14 protein-coding genes are annotated in these 19467 nt (G+C 63.2%); 7 read left to right on the top strand and 7 right to left on the bottom strand.

What is annotated here, in order from left to right; genetic code table 11:
- Window positions 1–62: 62 nt before the first annotated feature.
- Window positions 63–2609, bottom strand: a complete 2547-nt coding sequence (locus AWH62_RS05705) for a TonB-dependent receptor (RefSeq protein ID WP_075189524.1) — start codon at window positions 2607–2609, stop codon at window positions 63–65.
- A gap of 376 nt (window positions 2610–2985) precedes the next feature.
- Here AWH62_RS05705 and AWH62_RS05700 point away from each other — a divergent pair, with 376 nt between their 5' ends.
- On the top strand, window positions 2986–4941 hold the full coding sequence (locus AWH62_RS05700; protein ID WP_233128264.1) for a S9 family peptidase: 1956 nt from the start codon (window positions 2986–2988) through the stop codon (window positions 4939–4941).
- 35 nt (window positions 4942–4976) lie between these two features.
- Here the strand turns inward: AWH62_RS05700 and AWH62_RS05695 are convergent, their stop codons facing one another.
- Window positions 4977–5606: a glutathione S-transferase family protein gene (locus AWH62_RS05695; RefSeq protein ID WP_075189523.1), complete on the bottom strand. Its 630-nt coding sequence runs from the start codon at window positions 5604–5606 to the stop codon at window positions 4977–4979.
- 24 nt (window positions 5607–5630) lie between these two features.
- Window positions 5631–7385 carry an amidase gene (locus tag AWH62_RS05690; RefSeq protein ID WP_075189522.1) on the bottom strand — a complete coding sequence of 585 codons (1755 nt, stop codon included), beginning with the start codon at window positions 7383–7385 and terminating at the stop codon, window positions 5631–5633.
- 183 nt (window positions 7386–7568) lie between these two features.
- Between AWH62_RS05690 and AWH62_RS05685 the strand changes: the two genes are divergently transcribed.
- The 4 genes from AWH62_RS05685 (at window position 7569) to AWH62_RS05670 (ending at window position 10553) form a co-directional block, all read left to right on the top strand.
- Entirely contained in the window at window positions 7569–8474 is a 906-nt protein-coding gene (locus tag AWH62_RS05685) for a hypothetical protein (RefSeq protein ID WP_075189521.1), read from the top strand.
- Window positions 8475–8530: 56 nt separating this feature from the next.
- Window positions 8531–9319: a hypothetical protein gene (locus tag AWH62_RS05680; RefSeq protein ID WP_075189520.1), complete on the top strand. Its 789-nt coding sequence runs from the start codon at window positions 8531–8533 to the stop codon at window positions 9317–9319.
- Between the two features lie 139 nt (window positions 9320–9458).
- Window positions 9459–9803 (top strand): hypothetical protein, encoded by a 345-nt coding sequence (locus AWH62_RS05675; protein WP_143742946.1) that lies wholly within the window; start codon window positions 9459–9461, stop codon window positions 9801–9803.
- A 78-nt stretch (window positions 9804–9881) separates the two neighbouring features.
- Entirely contained in the window at window positions 9882–10553 is a 672-nt protein-coding gene (locus AWH62_RS05670) for a glutathione S-transferase family protein (protein ID WP_075189518.1), read from the top strand.
- Between the two features lie 3 nt (window positions 10554–10556).
- On the opposite strand, the gene AWH62_RS05665 is transcribed toward AWH62_RS05670, so the two are convergent.
- On the bottom strand, window positions 10557–11480 hold the full coding sequence (locus AWH62_RS05665) for a hypothetical protein (RefSeq protein WP_075189517.1): 924 nt from the start codon (window positions 11478–11480) through the stop codon (window positions 10557–10559).
- 196 nt (window positions 11481–11676) lie between these two features.
- On the opposite strand from AWH62_RS05665, the gene AWH62_RS05660 reads away from it, so the two are divergent.
- Window positions 11677–13575: a glycosyltransferase family 2 protein gene (locus tag AWH62_RS05660; protein WP_075189516.1), complete on the top strand. Its 1899-nt coding sequence runs from the start codon at window positions 11677–11679 to the stop codon at window positions 13573–13575.
- 31 nt (window positions 13576–13606) lie between these two features.
- On the opposite strand, the gene AWH62_RS05655 is transcribed toward AWH62_RS05660, so the two are convergent.
- Window positions 13607–15529 carry a hypothetical protein gene (locus AWH62_RS05655; RefSeq protein ID WP_075189515.1) on the bottom strand — a complete coding sequence of 641 codons (1923 nt, stop codon included), beginning with the start codon at window positions 15527–15529 and terminating at the stop codon, window positions 13607–13609.
- A gap of 236 nt (window positions 15530–15765) precedes the next feature.
- Window positions 15766–17178, bottom strand: a complete 1413-nt coding sequence (locus AWH62_RS05650; RefSeq protein WP_143742945.1) for a M20/M25/M40 family metallo-hydrolase — start codon at window positions 17176–17178, stop codon at window positions 15766–15768.
- Window positions 17179–17282: 104 nt separating this feature from the next.
- Between AWH62_RS05650 and AWH62_RS05645 the strand changes: the two genes are divergently transcribed.
- On the top strand, window positions 17283–18176 hold the full coding sequence (locus tag AWH62_RS05645) for a pirin family protein (protein WP_075189513.1): 894 nt from the start codon (window positions 17283–17285) through the stop codon (window positions 18174–18176).
- A 7-nt stretch (window positions 18177–18183) separates the two neighbouring features.
- Here the strand turns inward: AWH62_RS05645 and AWH62_RS05640 are convergent, their stop codons facing one another.
- A complete protein-coding gene (locus AWH62_RS05640) occupies window positions 18184–19290 on the bottom strand; it encodes a DUF2891 domain-containing protein (protein WP_075189512.1) in 1107 nt (368 codons plus the stop codon).
- Window positions 19291–19467: the final 177 nt, after the last annotated feature.

The raw sequence follows: 19467 nt of genomic DNA, 5'->3' as shown, positions 1-19467 counted from the left end.
CCTTTCAACGCAAAAGGGCCGGAGCGTGTGCTCCGGCCCTTCCGCATGCCTTGTCGAAACGCTTAGTTGCGGACGCGCAGGGTCACGCCATAGGTACGCGGCTGACCGAGGAAGGCGTTGAAGGATCCCGACTGGAACGGGCCGTCGAAACCGACCTGGATATATTCCTCGTCCAGCAGGTTGCGACCCCAGACTTCCAGCGACCAGGTCTCATCCTGATTGCCGAGGCCGAGGCGACCGTTGAACAGGGCGTAAGCGTCCTGGACCTTCTCCGGATCGAGATCGGAACCGGTATTCTGTTCCGACATCCAGCGACCGTCGAGGTGAGCGAGCCAGGTCATGCCATTCTCAAAATCACCTTCATAGGTAAGCGCACCGGACGCATACCATTCCGGCGCCAACGAGAAATTCTGACCGGACAGACGATCCACATCCGGCGTACCGGTCGGGGCGAATTCGTCATAGGTCGCATCGGCATAGGTCACGCCACCCTGGACGGTCAGGCCCGGCATGCTCTCGGGAAGCCAGAGGATTTCCGCCTCAGCGCCTTGCGTCATCGCGCCATCGATCGACGTGACGAAGAAGGCGATGCCGTTGAAGGTGTTCAGCTGGTAGCTGTCGAAGTCCGACCGGAAGAGATAGAAGTTGGCAAGGATCGTGTCGTTCGCCCATTCCGTCTTGATACCCAGTTCGAAGCTGTCGACCGTCTCCGGTGCGAACGATGCCGGATAGGTTTCCGGAGCCGCCAACACATTGGTGAAGTTGACAGCTGCGGTACCGGCCTGGGTGAAGCGATCCAGGTTGAAACCACCCGCCTTGTAGCCGCGCGAATACGTTCCGTAGACCAGAAGGTCGTCGTTGAAACGGTGCGACAGCGACAACAGGCCGGACATCTCGTTTTCCTCGATCGACTGGGTGTGGTCGATCATCGAATAGACATCGCGGCTTTGCGGCAGACAGGTGAAGGTACCAAGCTGTGCCAGTGATGCGACCGGCAGGCTGGTTGCACCGGAAAGCACGGCCAGGGTTTGCTGGGCGCTGGCCGTCGAGAAATCGAGCGCCGGACCGAAAGCATGTTCCCAGACCGCACAGGCCGGGCTTTCACTGTCGCCGAAGTCAAAGGTGGCCGACTTGTCGGTGCTGGTGTGGCGCAGGCCAAAGGTCAGGTCGGTATTGTCCGTCATGTGCCACGTATTGTGGGTGAAGAAGGACAGGCTTTCCGAACCTTGATTGTACTGGTCGCCATTGACGTTCCAGGCACCGGCCGGAATGCCCTGCCCCGGGGCCAGGCCGGCGAAACCGGGGACCGGATTGCCGAGGAAGGCGGAAACACCGGCCAGGCCGTTCGCCAGGTCAACCACGGTGGTCGCCGAAGTGCCGCCCGAGGCAAGCAGGGCCAAGAAGGGCTCAAAGTGGACGCCGGTCCGAATGGCGTCACGGCGCACAAGCGTCTCATCGGAGAAATAGGTCCCGACCATCCAGTCAAAGCTCTCTGTCGAGCCGGCAATCCGGGCCTCAAACGTCGTGGTGTCGAATTCCACGGTGTTTTCGTCCGCAAGGCGGTAGACAATGTCGGCACCGGTGAAGTCGGTGTCCTGACCGGATGCGAGCTGGAAGTTGCGGTCAGACGCGATCAGGGTGAGATCGAAATTGTCGAACGCCCAGTTCAGCTCACCCTGGAAACCGGAATCCTCGATCTCCTGCGTGGTGTCGCGGTTGGAGTCGATCTGGCGGCTGAACGGATCTTCAGAGCCCGGCAGCGGGCGAGCACCCGGCACCAGCGCGTTGACGATCCCGGCCGTCGCGCCGGACCCGATGCTCGGCGCGCCGCAGCAATCTTCGTCACGGCTGGTGTAGTCGGCGCCGAGAAGCAGGCTGACATTGTCGCTGATTTCGAACAGGAGCTGACCATTCAAGGTGTAGAAATCCTGGTTGGCATCCTCGGTCTCGGTCCGCGGACCGTTGTGGGTGTTGACCGACTGGAAACCATCACGCTGGCGACGGGCCACATAGACACGAGCCGCGACACTGTCGGACAGGCCGCCGGTCATACCACCGGAAATGCCCCAACCATCGGCACCACCGCCGCTGACCGTTGCCTCGCCATGGGCGCCGAATTCGAATTCCGGCTCCTTGGTGCGGATATTGATGATGCCAGCCGAGGTGTTGGCGCCGAACAGCGTGCCCTGCGGGCCGCGCAGGACTTCAATGCCCTGCAGTTCGCCGAGATCGCCAAAGCCGATGCCGTTGCGCGAGCGCGGCACACCGTTGATCACCACACCGACCGAGGACTCAAGTCCCGGATTGTCGCCAACCGTGCCGATACCGCGGATGCGGGCGGTGGTGGAGAACTCGTTCGACGTGGACGTGACGTTCAGGCCCGGCGCGATGACGGCCAGATCCTTGATGTCGCTGACGCCGGCGTTGGACAGGAGTTCCTCGCCGTACACGGTGACCGCGACCGGGACGTCCTGGATACCTTCTTCGCGTTTCTGGGCCGTCACGGTGATCACATCGACCGTGCGGGCTTCCTGGGCGAGCGCCGCGGCGCCCGACAAAGCGATCGCCGAGGTTGCGGCGAACAGAATTGTGCGTGTGGTGACTGACATACTCTAACTTCCTCCCGTTGGGACGACGGTCCAGCCGTCGTTCTTTTTTGATGCGGTCGATCGGGTCTTGCCGCATCATGCGACTACAGCCTGATCGAATTGCCGCATCCGGTGAAGCACATTTGCTGCATCGCCCACACGATTTTCCGCACCGCATGCTCGAATTTTGATGCTTTTTGCGATGCTGTTGCAGCCGGAGCACAGTCCTGACACGGTGATGTGCCAGGAATCAGGTCGGGGCTCGATTGACCCGGCAGTGACAGGACGGAGAGTGTTTGTGATCAAACCGGTAACTGGATTTCTTGCCGCATTCGCCTTCGCAGGTGCAACATGGGGACAAACCGCAACACCCCTCCGTCCCGAGATTGTCTTCCAATTGGAGGCCGCGTCTGACCCGCATTTCGCACCAGACGGTTCGACCATTGCTTATGTGCGACGCACAAATGACGCAGAGACAGACCAAACCCAATCTTCGATTTGGCTCGTCGCGCCGGATGGCAGCCAGCATCAATCGCTCGTCGAGGGTGATGCCATCACCGGGTCGCCGCGCTGGTCGCCCGACAGCCGCCTGCTCGCCTATACCCGACTGACCGAGGATGGCGTCAGCCTGCATGTTCGTGACGCCGACGGCACTGACAGACACCTCACCCAATTGTCCGGTCAGCCAAGCGGTCTGGCCTGGTCCCCGGACGGGCGACGCTTGGCCTGGTCGATATTCCGGCCGTCACCCGGCCCCGTCGCGGCAGCCTTGCCCGCCGCGGGCCCCGACGCCGAGCGGGCGCCCGTCGCGGAAGTGGAGAACCGGCTGGTGTTCCGGCTCGACGGGGCCGGCGCCATCCCGCCGGGCACACAACTTTTCTACATGATTGACGTGGACAGCGGGGCCGTCACCCGGCTGAGTGAAGACTCGCTGGGCGGATCAGGCGACTTCGTCTGGTCGCAAGATCAAGACGCCCTGATCTTCTCCGCGGACCGCCGCCCTCAGATGGGCGAATTACCACCCGACAGTGAACTCCACCGACTCGACATCGCGACCGGCGCGATCGTCCAGCTTACGGACCGGGCCGGACCGGATGCTGCGCCACGGCCCTCGCCGGACGGAAACTGGATCGCCTATGTCGGCTATGACGACCATCGCATGGGCTATCACAATACCGAGCTCTATATCCTCCCCGCCGAGGGCGGCGAGCCGCGATCGCTCACCGCGGCGCTCGACCGGTCCATTGGCAATCCGCAGTGGGCCAGCGACAGCAGCGGCCTGTTCGTGCAATTCGATGATCGCGGTGCGACCCGGGTCGGCTTTGTCGATCTCACAGGCGAGCTGCGCATTGTTGCGGACGGGTTGATCGGCGCCACTTTCGGCCGCCCCTATACCGGCGGCGATTATTCAGTGTCAGCGAATGGCGATATCGTCATCACGACCGGTTCGCCACAACAGCCGGCGGAGCTGGCCCTGGTGCGCGCCGACGGCACGCAAAGCCAACTCACCAACCTCAACAGCGACACCCTCGCCAATGTCCAACTCTCCGCCGCAGAAGCGATCAGCTGGGCCTCGCCGGCGGATGGTCGCGAGGTTCACGGCTGGGTGCTTTATCCGCCTGATTTCGATCCAGCCCGAAGCTGGCCGATGATCCTGGAAATCCATGGCGGCCCGTTCACCGCCTATGGCCCGACCTTTTCCGCCGAACTCCAGCTCATGGCCGCCGCCGGCTATGTCGTGCTCTACACAAACCCTCGCGGCTCAACCAGCTATGGCTATGAATTCGCCAACCTGATCCACCATGCCTATCCAGGCGACGACTATGACGACCTGATGGGCGCCGTTGATCACATGCTCGGGCGCGGCTTCATCGACGAAAACCGTCTCTTTGTAACCGGCGGTTCCGGCGGCGGGCTGCTGACGGCCTGGATCATCGGCAATACCGACCGCTTCGCCGCGGCAGCCTCGGTCAAGCCGGTCATCAACTGGACCAGTTTTGTGCTCTACTCGGACTTGCCACAATTCTTCTACCGCTACTGGTTTGCCAGCGCGCCGTGGGAGGATCCGGACGAATATTGGCGTCGTTCGCCGCTATCCCTCGTCGGCAATGTGACAACCCCGACCCTGATGATGGTCGGTGGCGCGGATTTGCGGACGCCGCGGGCGGAAACGGAACAATTCTACTCCGCCCTGCACCTCAACGGCGTCCCGACCCGATTGGTCATCATCCCGGAAAGCTTTCACGGCATTTCCAACTCACGGCCAAGCCGGTTATTGACCAAGGTCGCGGAAATCCTGCGCTGGTTCGACGAGCATGACCCGGGCCCGACCGAGACCGCCCCGACGCCGTGATCACCCCGACGCCGTAATCACCCGGGCGGCGGGCCTCAAGCGTCAATGCTGGGGCGAGCCGCCACCGCTTCGCGCCAGCGCGCGAGATTGTCGAGCCCGTCGGGCATCGGCAATTTGATCCAGGCGGTGAAGTCAACGAACACAAAGGCCGCAATATCGGCAGCGCTGAACACGTCACCGGCGAGATAGGCCGCCTCGCCGAGCCGGACGTCGAGATCATGCAGGCAGGCCGTCGCCCGTGCCCGTCCGCGCTCGACCAGTTCGGGCACCTGGGCATAGCGATTGGGGCCGGTGACGGACGAGTCCTTGAAGAATTCCGAGCGGTTGCGCAGCGCTTCCGCAACACCCATCAGCCCCTCGCCCTCAACCCGGGCCAGCCACTCGGCAACCAGGGCCTTTTCCAGCGGCGTACGGCCCAGCATTGGCGGGTCGGGGAAGACTTCCTCGAAATAGCGGGCGATCGAGGCATTGTCGCACAGCACGGTGCCGTCATCGAGCTGCAGGGCCGGAACGGTGCAGCGCGGATTGATGGCGCGAAAACCGGCTTCGAATTGCGCCTTGGCACCCAGATCGACCTGCTCGATCTCGATATCAATGCCCTTCTCGGCCATCAGGATACGGGCGCGGCGCGGGCTCGGTGCGGCTTTGTAGTCATAAAATTTCATCAGGAATCCCTGCAATCGGCTGGACTAGAGAAAGGCGGGTGGATGGTCATCGGCAACGGCAAGACGGCGCTCGATCTCCCGCCCCAGCGCGATCAGATTACCCTCTTCAAAAAGCGGCGCCCACAGGCTGGTGGTTTGCGGGACCCGGTGGGTGGGGGCGTCCTCGCCGACCGGGTCGCCGAAAATCGTCCGGGTCTGCAATTGGTTATAGCCTGACTTGAAGGCCAGCTGCGGATGACCTGTATAATTGGTGATCAGCAACAACGCACCCGCGAAATTCGGCCCGATCATGGCGTCGAGCCCGTCCATCATACTATCCATCATCTCCATCACTTCGCGCCGGAAACGATCGACATTGATCAGGTCGACGGCCGAGATGAAACGCGCCCGCCGCCAGGTATTCGGCCAAGCGGCCGTGTCCTGCCAGACCAGGCCGTCATCCTCGCCGGACAATGTGAGCTGTTCAAAGGCGGCCGCGGATTCCGCCTCGACCACGGCGAACAGACCATCATAGGGCAGATCCGGCAGCGCGATTTCGACCAGCTCGACGCCGGCATCGCGCGCCGCTTGCAGGGCCGCACGATCAGCCTCTGTGCCAGCCTCGAACCAGGCCGGATCATAGCCGACCCGCATGCCGGCGACGGGCCGACCGGCGTCGATCTCCAGCCCCATGCCCAGCGAGCCGGCATCGGCAGCGTCATAGCCATTGAGTGCGGCGAGGACAAAACCGGTATCCTCGACCGAGCGGCAAATGGGGCCGATCTTGTCGAGTGACCAGCAAAGCGCCATCGCGCCATGACGTGACACCCGGCCAAAGGTCGGGCGAAGCCCGGTCGTGCCGCAGCGATTGGACGGTGAAACGATGGAGCCGAGGGTTTCGGTACCGATTCCGAAGGCAACCAACCCGGCCGCCGTGGCAGAGGCCGAGCCGGCACTGGAGCCGGACGAGCCTTCCTCGGTGTTCCACGGATTGCGGGTGATGCCACCGAACCAGCGATCACCATAGGCGAGTGCACCATTGGTCGTCTTGCCGAGCAGGACGGCGCCGGCCTCGCGCAGCTTCACCGCAATCGTGGCGTCCACCTCGGCGACCCGGTCCTGAAAGGGCGTCGCCCCCCAGCTCGCGCGGACACCGGCGACGTCGATGATATCTTTCATGCCGTACGGGATGCCATGGAGGGGTCCGCGATCCTGACCGGCGGCCAGTTCGCGATCCGCCTGATCGGCCTCGGCGCGGGCGATCTCCGGCGTCACGGTGACAAAACATTCCAGCGCCGCACCATGGCGCTCGATACGGTCGAGATAGATTTCAGTCAGCCGGCGCGACGTCAGAAGACCGCGACGCATCCAGGCCGCCTGCTTCCAGACCGGCGCAAAGGCGATCATCGTATCGCTGGTCGGCAAGGCACCGGCATCGGCGTTGGACGGCACCAGACGGTCGGGCTGGTCGCGATAGCTGCGCGAACGAAGCCGCGGATCAAAGACGGTGGCCGGCGACAACGTGTTCGGTTTCTCGTGCGCCCGCTGGCGCGTCATCCGGTCGATCCAGCCGTCGATCTCCTGCACGACCTGTTCGCGCTCGGCATCGGTGTAGTGAATGTCGAACAGCGTTTCTGCGCACTGCAGGGTCTGCGGCGAAACCGGGCCGGCCGCCGCCTTGCTGGCAGGCGCAACAGCGCTTTGCTGGCCGGCCATGGCGGCACCGGTTGCGCCCGCCGACACAATCGCGAACGCGCCGCCCTTGAGCAGATCCCGGCGCGATGTCTTCCGATCCGTCATGATAATCCCCTCTCCCATGTCGGCCAGAAGGTGCGGCGCGTTCGGACAGACTTCAATAGCCCACCGGGCGAATGAGGCAGGTTTCCCCTCAAAATTGCCGCAATCCGAGCCATTTCGCTTCACAATTGCAAATTAACCATGATGCCAGAGCCAATCCGGCTTGGTCGAAATGGGGGGGTGGCCATGCCCTTAGATCAAAATGTCATCGAGCCTGATCTGGAATTGCGTCCAGACCTTGCTGAATTCCGCGAAACCCGTGCGCCCGGCGCACTGATCCAGCTTGGCCGTGCCCGTGCCATTGCCCGCGCACGCCGCGAAGACCTGCTGAAATTCCGCCGCACCTGGGGCGGTGCCGTCGACGATACGCAAGGCACCGACAAGCCAGCGATCAAACCGATTGACCGGGCGGCGATCTATCCGGATTCGCACATCCTGCACTTTTCGATCCTGGCAACGCTGATCCTGTTTGAAGGCCTGGCGAACGCCTATTTCTTCTCCACCGGTTCGGATTTGGGACTGCTCGGTGGTTGGCTGCAGGCGATCACGGTCTCCTTCACCAATGTCATCGCCGCCTTCTTCCTGGTCGGCTTTCTCGGCCTGCGCCACATGTCCAACCGCAATCGCCCCATCCTGGCCGGCCTTGCCGGCGCCGGCGTCCTGGTCGGTGTGGCGGTGCTGGTGATGCTCAATCTGACCGCCGCACATTTCCGCGACCTGCTCGAGCTGAACGCTGCGACCCTGGCGCTTGGCGGCGCCGAGGCGACCGGTACCGTGCTGACCCCGGTCATCGAGGCCCGCACAAACCCGTTCGGCCTGCAGACGCTGGAAGCCCTGCTTCTGTTCGTGCTGGGGACCACCTTCGCCGCGATTGCTGCCTTCAAAGGCCGTACATTCGACGATGCAATCCCGGGCTATGGCGGCGTCACCCGCCGCCTGGAAAGCGCCGCCCGCGATCTGGAAAAGGCCTTGGAGACGGGCTGGAAAGACGCCCGCAAACTCTCCCAGCCGGAGCTCGAGGAACTCGTCGACGCAAAAAACCTGCTCGATGAGATCTGTCAGGACTTGGCCGGTCCACGCGAGCGCAGCTAAGCTGCGACCTGCGAAGCTGGGCGGATCACACGCTCAACGTAGCGACGGGGGGGGAAATGTCCGGACGCGACGCCATAGGCCTGTTCAACATGGCCATCATTGCCGCGGTACTCGGTGGCATCACCTATCTCTATCTCACCCTCACGCCCGAGGAGTATGATAGCGAGACCCTGTGTCTCGCCGGCGCCCTGCCGCCGCACCGGGTGGTCATCATCGACAAGACCGACCTTTACTCGCCCGAGCAGGCCGCGGGTATCGAGCAAACCATCCTGTCCGAACGCGATGCCCTGGCTGTCGGCGAGCGCCTGTCGCTCTATGAACTCAATGAGAGCGGCCAGCTTCGCAATACCAACAGCTTCTCGCTGTGCAATCCGGGCGCGGGCGAGCAGGTCAATCCGCTTTATCGCAACCCCGAACGCATCCAGGCGCGCTATGAAGCCCTGTTTGCCGAACCGCTGGATCGCGCCCTGGCCGACCTCGTCTTGCCCAAGGACGCGCCCTCCAGCCCGATTATCGAAGCGCTGGCCCGCCTCGCCCAACACCCCAGTTTCGACAATACGGTCCCCGGTCGCCGCATCGTGCTGGTCTCCGACATGTTGCAGAATTCCGAGATATTCTCGGTCTATGGGCGGCGGCGCGGCTCTCTGGACAGCCGAATCCCGCCAGCCGACACGGTGGCCACCGCCATTCGCGACACCTATGGCGACTCCTTGCGCGGCGTCACACTGGAAATCCGGCTGATCCCGCGCCAGCGCTGGGAGGCGGACCAGCATGGCGCCCTGATGGCCTATTGGGACACGGTCTTCAACCGGCTCGGCGTCGCGGTTCGCTGGTCCGACATCTGACACGTGCCGCAAATCCGCTCACCGCGTTTTCCACAAGCAAACACCGCCGATGCATAGATTATGCGTTTATGCGCCCGGCAGCTCACCCCACAATATCTTGTGCCCGATAAAATCGGGAACGCAATTGATGGGGTCGCGCATGGCATTTCTGGCCGATGACAAGGATGACGATATCGCGTTGACGGTTCCGCGTTCGCTCGCACCGCCGCGCCGCGAGTCCGTGCTCGACCGCGACGTCGTCTCGCTGTGCTCGCGCCAGCGGCAATTGCTGGAATTCGCCTTCCGCCTGGCGGACAATGGCCACACCCATGTCGGCGATGTCATCGCCCTGTCGCGCTATACACTGCTCGACCTCGCGGACGGGTGCGATGATCTCGTGGAAGGCCTCGAACTGGTTCTCGGACATCTCGGGCTTGCGCTCGACAGCCCCGTTCCCGGCTGGCAAGCGCCAGCGCCGGACATGATCGACGCCCAGCTCGACTGATAATCCCCAACAAGCCATTTGCCTTTTGGCCAGCTTCGCCTATCTCCTGACCCGGTCCCGTCAGCCAGGTAGCGCATCATGATCACTGTCCACCACCTCAACAATTCCCGCTCGCAGCGCATTCTCTGGCTGCTCGAGGAAATCGGGCTTGAGTATGAGATCAAGAAATATCAGCGCGACGCGGCGACCATGCGGGCCCCGAAAGCGCTGCGCGACGTCCATCCGCTGGGCAAGTCGCCGGTCATCTCCGACGGCGATATCGTGGTCGCCGAGTCGGGCGCGATCGTTGAATATCTGGTCGATACCTACGCGCCGGCGCTCAAGCCGGAGCCCGGTGGCGCGGGCCATCGCGAGTATGTCTACTGGATGCATTTTGCCGAAGGCTCTCTGATGACCCCGCTGCTGGTCAAACTCCTGAGTGACCAGGTCGGCAAGGCCAAGGCCCCCTTCTTCTTCAAACCCGTCATCCGCAAGGTCGCCCAGCGCATGCGTGACAGCTATGTCGATCCGGAACTCAGCTCACTGTTCGCCTTCATTGAGACCCGCCTGGAAGGCCGTGACTGGATTGCCGGCGACAGCTTCTCCGGCGCCGATATCCAGCTCACCTTCCCGCTGGAAGCAGCGGCCGCCCGCGGCGGTCTCGACGCGCGCTACCCCAATTTGCAGGCCTATGTCGCGCGCATGCACGCGCGCCCGGCCTACAAGGCCGCGATCGAGCGCGGTGGCGCCTACGGGATCGTCGGGAGCTAGCCGCTAGCGGTTTTCAATACGCAGACCGATCTGGAAGACAGCGCCGGAATAACTGCGCAGATCAATATTGGAATCATTGTCGACAAAGCCGGCCTCGCCGAACAACGTCACCCGCTCGCCAAGGCCATGCTCGACACGACCGGTCGCCTTCCAGCGGGTATCCTCGCGGGCGAAGGCCTGGAGCGCCGAGAAGTCGCCGTCATATTCGCGGCGTCCGGCTTCAAGCCTCAGTTCGCCGCGCGTGTCTTCACCCAGTGGCCACCAGGTACGGGCACGGGCCTGCACCTCGCCAAAACTGAACCGGTTCGCATCGGCGTCGGAATTGGTCAGGAAGCCGGCAACATACCAGCCTGAACGGCGGTTCTCGCCATAGCCATATTGCTCGATCCCGAGCCGCAGCTGGTTCTGGTCCAGCCCGGCGACGACCTGGTCGCCGAAATCATACTGGTTGGCCCGCACACGGAAGACCGTCTCGCGATTGTTAGCCGGGCGATAGCGTAGCTGCCCCTCGCCCTGAAAACGCGTGTAGTGCTGATCACCATCGCGATTGAGCACGGAGGCTTCAGCACTGATACGGGCCTGCCAGTGTTCACCCACCGGTGCCCAATACTGGACCCGGGGCGTGAGCAGGAATGAATTGAGGTCATCGCGCTCGTCATAGCGACGCAGCCGGGCCTGTTGTTCAAACCGCCAGACGCGTCCGGCACCGACCGGTTTGACAATGCGAAGCCAGTTATTGCTGTCGAAGCCCGTCTCGAGATCAAACGCCCCCTGCGGTTCCAGGACATCCTGGTCAATGAACGGGTCGGAGCGGGCGACCGAATTGTCGGAACGGAATTCGAAACGTGCGTCCTGGGCCTGCGCCGCGATGGGCAGCACAACCAGCCCCAGCGCGCTGGTCAGCAGGGTTTTGAAGCGGAATGACATGGCGGAACCCCCCGAGTGTCCGTATTGTTGCGTGAAGCTTATCGCCGCGACTTGGATTTCGCCATCGCCTTGGCGCCTTAATCTTGATATTTTCATGTCTTAAGGTGGCAAGCGGGCCGAATTTGGGCGCGATGGTTCAGCGTCCGGTCATGTCCGGGCGACTCACAGGGCTGCAGTCCGGGGGGATGGAGAGACGATGGCAGGCAAGGATCGTCAGGACCGGTCCGGACCGGGCAAGGCAGCGCGGCCTGCAGACTTTTTCCGTTCAGTCGACAGCGCGCCAAAGGGGATCAGCGTCAAGCGGGACCGCTCGGTCACGGACGGTTTCCTGATCAGCTTCCTGGCGCTCACCATCCTGGCCCTGTCGTCGGCGGCCTGGGCCAATGCCCAATGGCCGGGCAGCGTGCCGACCGACCTCATCTTCTTCACCGCCGACCGTTTCAATGCCGTGCTGCCGATCCGCATCTTCCTGGCGATCTTCTTCGTGGTCTACGCGGCTTATGCGCACGGACCGATCCTGGCGCGGTTGAAACTGGGCTTCAGCTTCCTGTTCAAACTGGCCGCCGTGGCCGCCATCGTCGATGGCGCGGCCCTGTTGTCCTGGCAACAGGCCGATGCGGTATGGCCGGTCCATGTCCAGCAGATTCTGGTCGGACTGTCCGGTCTCGCCATCTTCCCGCACACCGTGCTCAACCAAGCCCGCCTGCCAGCCCCCTGCGGGTCACCGGTGCGGCGCCGGGGCCGGTATTACGAATATTGGCTGGTCAGCGTCGCGGCGCTGGTCTCGGCCATCGGCGCGGTCATCGCCATCACGCTTTACGGCGCCGAGGTCGAGCAATTGCGCAATCTGGCGCTCTTGGGCGGCATGGGGCCAGGGGTTTTCCTGGCACAGCAATTTTTCACCGTGCAACTGGCGACCCTCGGCACGCTGCGCAATGCCCTGTCACGCCGCCGCGCCTTTTCACCGCCGGTCGCTGTCCTGATCCCGGCCCATAACGAATCGCACCTGATCGCCCAGACCATCGACGCGATCGACGAAGCGGCAGCCCATTATGACGGGCCGGTGCGCATCCTGTTGATGGAAAATTGCTCCTCGGACGACACGGCGGAGATTGCCCGCCAGGCCATCGCCAAATGCCGCTGTGCCCGCGGCGAGGTGATCGAGAGCCTCATCCCCGGCAAGGCCAAGGCGCTCAATCACGGGCTGGAACTGATCACCGAGGATTTTGTCGTCCGCATTGATGCCGACACCCAGATCGATCCGAAATCCCTGCGCATCGCGATGCGCCATTTCGCCAGTGACAGTGTCGGCACGGTCGGCGGCCTGCCCCTGCCGCTGAAGAAAACCGGCCTGCTCGACAAGTTCCGCACCATCGAAGTGCTCAACCGGCACGGCTATTTCCAGGTGGCGCTGGGCGCCTTTAACGGCATTCTCGGCATTCCGGGCATGTTCTGCATCTATCGCCGCGACGTGTTGATGGAGGCCGGCGGGATTGTCGAGGAGATGAATGGCGAGGACACTGACATCGTCCTGCGCATGACGAATCTGGGCTATCGCGCCGTGTCCGATCCCCGGGTCCAGTTCCGCACCGAAGTGCCTGACAGCATGGATTTCCTGCGCGAGCAGCGAACGCGCTGGTTCCGCAGTCTCTACCACGTCACCGCCCATAACCGTGAAATGCTGTTCCAGGGCAATCTGATCACCGGCGCCGTGGTCTTGCCCTTCACGCTGATGAATGGTGCCCGACGGGCAATGATGGCACCGCTCGCCATTTATGGCGTCGTGCTCTTCTTCCTGTTTGGTGGGATTTATGATCACCCGCACCTGACGACGGTGCTGGCGGTGATGTTCGGCATGCCCTTCATCATGGCCTGCGCGGTGGTGGCCTTCTGGCGCCGGCCGGATCTGATCCTCTACATGCCGGCCTATATGGCCTTCCGGCTGCTGCGTTCCTACTACACGCTGGGCGCGACGCTGACGCTGGTCTATCCGGGTTCCGCCAAGGAGCGTCGCTTCACCCCGCCGAAACCACTAGCGGTTCCGGAGGGGGAACGGATCGAACAGGTCGAAAAGCCACCGATCATCGCACAATAGCCGAACCGGCAGACCGGCCCGCCCCGCCCTCTCAATCGAGGGTCAGGACGGCACCTTCATCATGCACCACTGCGACGTGTTCCTGCCCGATCGGCGAGGACATCAGCGAGGGCGGCGTGTCGAATGCATGCGCCACCAGGCCCGGCACGGCGACCACCCGGTCCAGCTGCCCCGGACGCGGACGAGCAAGCGCTGCGGTCACGGCCTGCAGGATGGCGACATTTGAGACCGAGCGGATCTCGGCACTGTTCACACGGCGGGTCCCCCGCATCTCGATACGGTCCCCGTCGATGCTGATCGGCAGTTCGACATTGGACGGCGCATGATTGATGGCGATGAAAGGCTCCATCGCGACATTGCCCTGCCCCGCAACGGGGTCGACATAACCAAAATCGATCCGCGACGTCAGCGGGACGAAACTCGCAACCACTTCCGAACCCAGTTCCATCGCCGCCAGTCGTTCATTGCCCGACAGGCCGGACGGGAAACGCAGGGCGACACTGTCGCGGAACAGGTTCGGCAGTCCGGCGAGACCGGCCAGCGGAACCGTCTCCTCGTCGTAGAGGAAGCCGGATTCGGGCAGCAGCTGGACCGGATAGCGGCGCGCCGTGATGGTGCATCCCCCGGCCTCGCGGTGGCGCTGCACCGAGACCCGCAGGTCATTGCGCAGATTCTGCACCTCGTGCGGCAGGTTCAGGGTGAATGTATTGAGACGACCGGTCTCCATGTGACGGCTGTCGATCAGCACGCCATTGAGTTCCGTGTGAACCAGATTGGTGAAGTCACCGGGGCCTTCCGGCAGGCGGATCGCCAGGCGCAGACGGTCCGGCACCCGACCATCCGGCAGGCTGGCCAGGCCATAGCCAATGTCCCAGCTGCGCGATTCCGAGATCCGCTGGATCGAGGTGTCGACACCGATATCGCCGAACCGGGTCATCAACTCATTGCCCCGCGACTCAACGAATTGCGACGGTGAGACAAAGGCCGTGCGGGCAATCGGCAACATGTCGGAGGTGATGAAGTCGGCGACATCGGTACGACTGGCATCGGTCAGGCCGAGATGGACGAAATCGCCCTGGCGCCAAAGCGTCGCCGCACCGCCATGCCCGGCATTGCCCACATACCGATCAAACCCTTCCTCGGCCAGCTGCTCGCTGGTGCCCAGCAGGATCAGACCGCGCGATCCGATCCGGTACCGGTCAAGCGCCTCCAGATCCATGAATTTCACGGTATAGCCGCGCTGCGTCATGCGCGCGCCGAGCCGCAGGGCCAGCGGCACGAAATCCGTCTCACCTGTCGCCGGGACGGCGATCGTCACTTCGGCCGGCAGGAGATTGACCACGTCGCGCATGGAAGAGACCGCACGATTGAGATCCATTTCGATGCCGGACCGCGAATCCAGCGTGACCACGGCGCCGATCGAGCGGTCATTGTGACACAACGCGTCGGGCAGATCGCCATGCAGCTGGATGCCGACATTGAGTTCCTGGCCGTGCAAGGCGCTTTCCGGCAAGGCGATGACCCAACGGAATTCGCGGGTGCCGGGTACAAGGACACGTTCCAGCACACGCTCGCCATTGACCACGACCCGCATGGCCGCAATCGCCGTTTCCGACAGGTCCTGCGTGCCCTGCAGCACCAGCCGGACCTGGTCGACCGGCGTATCACGGACGACCGGCAGGTTGACGGTGGCGTAGGACGGGTAGCCTGAGATGAAGAGGCCGTCGCTCTCACCGACATCAGCGAGCGTCACGGCCGTCGGCTGCTCCGGTTCGGCGTCAGCAGTTCCGGTTAGAACCGTGTCGAACAGATCGGTCACAAAGAGGCCGAAACTGCCGCGGCCGGCATTGAGCGCGCCGGAATTGAACAGCGTGATGACGCTGGCGAGCGCGATGATAATCAGGATGTAGGAAAACCAAGGCTTGCGTTTGGTCTTGCCGTTCGTCGTGCGCATCGGATCCCCCATCGACCTGTCCCAGACGGACGTATTGGTCGGGTTGGTTTTGTCCCTCGAATCCGACGCCCCCCAGCGACCGAATGATTAATGCGTAATTCTTCAATGCGACGAAAGCGGGACGGATTGCGCTGAAATCTGGATCAATCAGGGCAAGATCGGGGCATAACGAAAGGAGCGGGCCGCCACAGGTAGCCCGCTCCTATCACGACATGATTTCAGGTTGTATCGCGGCGTTATTCGTCGCTGCTGGTGCGGAAGTCGACATCGACCTCCGCAGCCAGATAAACCAGCGCCGCATAGGCCGCGACATTCTGCGCCAACTCGTCCGGATCGATCTTGTCGAGCGTATCGTCCGGCGTGTGGTGCAGGTCGAAATAATCGGTTCCGTTCTGGTTGAGACGCACGGTCGGGACGCCCTGCATGGCCAGCGGGATCACATCCGGGCCACCGCCGGGCACGTTCGAACCACCACGGATGATGCCAAGCGGACCGATAATGTCACCGACCGCATCGATCGCCGGCGTGCCCTCTTCGGACACATTCGAGACCAATTGCCAGATCGAGCGGGCACCAAAATCAGATTCGGTGGCGAGCACATGATTGGCGATCTCGTCCGCATGTTGTTCGGCATAGGCACGCGCGCCCAGCAGACCAACTTCTTCGGCCCCCCACATGACGACACGGATCGTACGACGCGGGCGTTCCGGCAATTGCGCGATCAGTGCGGCCGCAGCTGTCGTGATGGCAACGCCGGCGCCGTCATCAACCGCACCGGTGCCCTCATCCCAGCTGTCGAGATGGCCACCGATGACAACAATCTCGTCCGGGAGTTCCCGGCCGATCAGGTCCAGCACGACATTGCCGCTCGTCACTTCACCGCGCCAACCGGCGGTCGAGCGTATCCGCATCTCGATCGCCTCACCGGAATTGTGCAGGCGGCGCAGATGGTCGGCATCAGGATTGGAGATCGCAATCACCGGGATCTCGGCCCATTCGCCATCCTGCGAACTCATCATGCCGGTGTGCGGCATGCGGTGACTGTCCGAGCCGACCGAGCGCACGACCAGCGCGTCGGCGCCGCCGCGTTCGGCATGCTGCCAGCCGATCCGGCGACGCTGGTTTGACGGCCCGTAGCCGGCGCCTGTCTGACTCGGCACCATGGCATCGCCGTCGACAAAGGCGATCTTGCCGTCGAGCGCCCCGTCTTCAATGGCGGTCAGGGCGTCGATATTGCGGAAATAGACGATCTCGGCATTGACGGCACCCAGTCGCGGCGACCGCCCGGATCCACCCAGAGCAGAGCCATACAGCGCCTGCTCATAAGGCGCGGTCATGACGATTTCCATCTCGCCACGCTCCCAATAGGGCATGGTGAATTCTTCGATGCTGACGCGGTCAAAGCCCAGCTCGCGTCCGAGCGCCTCACCCCAGGCCCGCCCGCGGGCTTCCGCTTCCGATCCGGCCAGGCGCGGCCCGACCTGTGTCGTCAGCGATTCGACGATCTCATAGGCCAGATCGCTTTCGAGCGCGGTTTCGATCAGTGCCTGTGCCGTTTCAGCCTTGTCAGCCGGCAGCGAGAACCCGTCCTGGCCCAGTGTTTCCGCCGACAGAAACACTGTCATTCCAAGCGCGATAATTGATTTCATGAAGTCCTCCCGACACAGTTCGGGCGTCACTATGGAGGCCGCAGCGACAGGCGCAAGCCACGCCGGTGCGCGCCAGGAAGTCAATTTCAGTCGGAGGACAGACAATGGCCGGACAGATCGAACACAAATTCGCTGGCAGAACACGCGATCTCGGCGGGTTCGAAGTCCGGCGTGTCCTGCCCTTCGCCAAGCGTCGCATGGTCGGCCCGTTCATCTTCTTCGACCAGATGGGACCGGCGCAGTTCGCCCCGGGCAAGGGAATCGATGTGCGGCCCCACCCGCATATCGGCCTCGCCACGGTCACCTATCTGTTCGAGGGGGCGATGGAACACCGCGACAGCCTCGGCGAAGACCTTGTCATTCGCCCGGGCGATGTGAACTGGATGACGGCCGGGCATGGCGTGGTGCATTCCGAACGCACGCCTGACACGGAACGCGCCGCCGGTCACCACATGTATGGAATCCAGACCTGGGTCGCCCTGCCCGAGGACAAGCAGGACATGGCACCGGCCTTTTTTCACCACCCCGGCGCCAGCCTGCCCGAGTTTGAGCGTGGCGGTGCCCGCTTCCGCCTGATCCTGGGCAATGCCTGGGGCATTGAGGCCCCGGTGGAAGTCTTCTCACCGATATTCTACCTGCATGGCGAAATGCCGGCGGGCAGCGCTGTCGACCTCGACATCGAACACACCGAGAAAGCGGTCTATCTGGTCGAGGGCGATGTTACCCTGGACGGTGAAGCGATTGCCCCGGGGGAGATGGCGGTGCTGGCCGATGACACGACGGGCCGCCTGGAGGCACAGGCCGACAGCCGTGTCATGCTGTGCGGCGGCGCCACGCTTGGCCCGCGCCACATCAACTGGAATTTCGTCGCGGCGAGCCAGGACGGTATCGACCAGGCCCGACGCGACTGGACCCGCGCCGCCGAGGCCGGCTTTCCGGCCGATGGCCGCTTCACCCTGCCGCCCGGCGAAAGCGAGCATATTCCGCTGCCGGACTGACGCGTGCTCAGCGCGGGATGTCGAGCGCGCGACCGGTCACCAGATAGGTTGCGAAACTGGCGAGCCAGTGACCGCCGGCATAGTCATCCCCCGTCACCGAGGCGATGCCGGACGCGGCATGCCGCGCCGAGGCCGCCATCAGACTGTCGCGACGCGGATCATCCGCTGGCAGCGAGTCGGCGATCGCCTCGAGATTCCACGCGCGCGACAGGTTCACACCGTCGAGATGAACCAGCTTGCCGTCGCTGGCATCCAGCACGACGCCCGGCTCCAGCCAGTCGGCTGAGCCGTCATGAGGGATGTCGGGCAGAAATCCGGTCAGCCAAGCCGCGAAATCCGCTTGATCGAGCACGCGCCGCATCAGGTCGGCTTCCATCAGGCAGGGTGACAGGAAGTCCTCACCGGACGGTTCATAGCGGATCGGACAGGCCCGATCCTCGCGATGAAACCGCAGGCTCGCATCGACCAACATGCCCTCCAATTCCGCATCGCCCGCTGTGCGGGCCCAGTCCAGCGCCAGGGCAAATCCGAATGCAGACTGGTTATGCGTCCCGATCCGGACCGGATAAGCCAGGTTGGGCAGCCAGCTGCGATAACGATCGGCAATCACCGCTTCCAGCGGGGCCAGGGCCTGCGACCAGCGGCGCGCGCGCGGATCGTCCCACTCGCGCAGCTCAGCCCCCAATTGGAGCAGCCAAGCGAGGCCATAGGGCCGCTCGAACGAGGCCCGGCCCTCGGCCTGGAAATAGGCGACTTCGCCAGCGATCGCCGCCGTGTTGAGATGCGCATCAAGCGCGGTGGTCGCGGCCACCTCCGCCTCCGCATCCAGCCCGCCGCGCAACAGCCTGACGATCAGCCAATGGCCGTGCACGGCGGAATGCCAGTCAAAACACCCATAAAAGGCCGGGTGCAAGGCACGGGGTGTCAGGGCGTCCGTGTCGGACTGCAGCACATGCGAGATCTTGTTCGGGTATTCCCGATCAACGCAGTCGAGCGCGAGTTGAAGAAAATGCCGCTCCTGGTCTTGCGAGACCGCTTCGGACTGGGCCTCTGCGATGTTGCTGCAAAGAAAAGCAAAATTTGCGATGATCGCAAAAAATGTTCGCGATAACATGAACTTCTCCCACCTCTGTTGCGTTTTCGAGCCGTGCCTTTTTGGCTTTTCTGGACATTGTCGATCTGCTACCGGCCCCATACCATGAGTATTTGGCGGGACTGGCAAGTGACTTGCTTCCGCCAGAAAACAAGGCCCGGCCTGCATCGTTTCAAAGCGGTATCGGGAATAACGGGT

It is taken from the genome of Maricaulis sp. W15 (assembly GCF_001924955.1).
GTDB lineage: Bacteria > Pseudomonadota > Alphaproteobacteria > Caulobacterales > Maricaulaceae > Maricaulis > Maricaulis maris.
This window is presented reverse-complemented; position numbering and strand designations above follow the sequence as displayed.

What these genes read in the sequence shown, in the direction of transcription:
- AWH62_RS05705 (WP_075189524.1), bottom strand. Translation starts at nt 2,609, where the DNA reads ATGTCAGTCACCACACGCACAATTCTGTTCGCCGCAACCTCGGCGATC.
- AWH62_RS05695 (WP_075189523.1), bottom strand. Translation starts at nt 5,606, where the DNA reads ATGAAATTTTATGACTACAAAGCCGCACCGAGCCCGCGCCGCGCCCGT.
- AWH62_RS05690 (WP_075189522.1), bottom strand. Translation starts at nt 7,385, where the DNA reads ATGACGGATCGGAAGACATCGCGCCGGGATCTGCTCAAGGGCGGCGCG.
- AWH62_RS05685 (WP_075189521.1), top strand. Translation starts at nt 7,569, where the DNA reads ATGCCCTTAGATCAAAATGTCATCGAGCCTGATCTGGAATTGCGTCCA.
- AWH62_RS05680 (WP_075189520.1), top strand. Translation starts at nt 8,531, where the DNA reads ATGTCCGGACGCGACGCCATAGGCCTGTTCAACATGGCCATCATTGCC.
- AWH62_RS05675 (WP_143742946.1), top strand. Translation starts at nt 9,459, where the DNA reads ATGGCATTTCTGGCCGATGACAAGGATGACGATATCGCGTTGACGGTT.
- AWH62_RS05670 (WP_075189518.1), top strand. Translation starts at nt 9,882, where the DNA reads ATGATCACTGTCCACCACCTCAACAATTCCCGCTCGCAGCGCATTCTC.
- AWH62_RS05665 (WP_075189517.1), bottom strand. Translation starts at nt 11,480, where the DNA reads ATGTCATTCCGCTTCAAAACCCTGCTGACCAGCGCGCTGGGGCTGGTT.
- AWH62_RS05660 (WP_075189516.1), top strand. Translation starts at nt 11,677, where the DNA reads ATGGCAGGCAAGGATCGTCAGGACCGGTCCGGACCGGGCAAGGCAGCG.
- AWH62_RS05655 (WP_075189515.1), bottom strand. Translation starts at nt 15,529, where the DNA reads ATGCGCACGACGAACGGCAAGACCAAACGCAAGCCTTGGTTTTCCTAC.
- AWH62_RS05650 (WP_143742945.1), bottom strand. Translation starts at nt 17,178, where the DNA reads ATGAAATCAATTATCGCGCTTGGAATGACAGTGTTTCTGTCGGCGGAA.
- AWH62_RS05645 (WP_075189513.1), top strand. Translation starts at nt 17,283, where the DNA reads ATGGCCGGACAGATCGAACACAAATTCGCTGGCAGAACACGCGATCTC.
- AWH62_RS05640 (WP_075189512.1), bottom strand. Translation starts at nt 19,290, where the DNA reads ATGTTATCGCGAACATTTTTTGCGATCATCGCAAATTTTGCTTTTCTT.